This window comes from Comamonas sp. B-9 (assembly GCF_000410635.1).
GTDB lineage: Bacteria > Pseudomonadota > Gammaproteobacteria > Burkholderiales > Burkholderiaceae_C > Comamonas.
In genome coordinates, this window is record NZ_APCR01000457.1 from 1 (window position 1) to 1,150 (window position 1,150).

Annotated in this window: 1 pseudogene; it reads right to left on the reverse strand. The window is 66.3% G+C overall.

Going from position 1 to position 1,150, the window contains the following annotated elements:
• Positions 1-1,118: pseudogene (locus H928_RS26090) on the reverse strand (RHS repeat protein); the annotation flags it as partial.
• Positions 1,119-1,150: the final 32 nt, after the last annotated feature.

A 1,150-nucleotide genomic window follows, 5' to 3' on the forward strand; every position in this document is an offset into this window, starting at 1 on the left:
GCCTGGGCGCCGCTCGCATCTGTGATGGCCGGGTAGTGGTAGTGCTCGGTGCTGCCATCGGCCATGGTCACCTGCGTCATGCGGCCGTAGTGGTCGTAGGCGTAGCGGGTGGTGCGGCCCGCAGCGTCGGTGCTGCTTTGCAGGCGGGCAGTGGCGTCATCAAAGCGCTGGCTGCTGCGCGCCCCGCCCGGGCCCTGGCTGGACAGGAGCTGGCCCAGGGGGCTCACCTGCATGCTGACTCTGCGGCCCAGCGGGTCGGTGACACTGGTCAGGTGGCCAAACTGGTTGTAGCTGCGCTGCACCGTACTGCCATCCGCTCTTTGGTGCTCTACGAGCCGCGCCAGGCCCGCCTCGCCTTGGAAGATGTAGCTGTCTACGCGGCCCAGGCTATCGGTGACCACGCAGGCCCTGCGCGGCTGGCCGTTGGCTTCGGGGAGCACCTGGTAGGCAAACTGGTAGTCCAGGCCCTCCTGGTTACGCTGGGCAATGGCCTGGCCGCCCGGTTCATAGCGGTCGTAGGCGTAGTGGTGCTCGGGGCCGCTGCGCTTTTGGTGGAAGACCATCAAATGGTTGCGCCAGGCAAAGCGGCGGGGGGTGTGGCCGTGGCGGTCTTGCACCTCAAGCAAGTCACCCTGGGCGCTGTAGCTGTAGTGCACCAGGGTGATGGGTTCCGTTTGATCGGTGGCGGCGGGGTCGCGTGCGAGGCGGATGCTGGTCAGGCGCACGCCGCTGTCGGCTTGCCAGAAGAAGTGGCCATCGGCGTGGCTGTAATGCTGGGCATCCTGCGCGGGCAGGATTTGCTGGTAGTGCAGCTGGTAGTGGCGGCCCACACCATCATCGATGCCGGTGATGCGCTCCTGGCCCAGCACCTTTGACCAATGGTAGCGCTGCTTGCGGTCCAGGCGGTCTATCTTGCCCAGCAAGATCCAGTTCGGGTCAGGATCGGGTGCAGATGAAGGAACTGCTGCCGTCTTCTCCTTCGCCGCATTGCCCGTAGCCGCATCCGCCTGCGCGGCCGCACGCGCCGCTTCGATCGCCTGCCAGTTAGCCGGCGCAAGCACCCAGACGGTGTCGCCATTGCCCGTCGAGGCAAAGACCAGCAGATCACTGCAAGCCATATCGCGCCCGATCCAGGCAAAGCGGCCTTGCC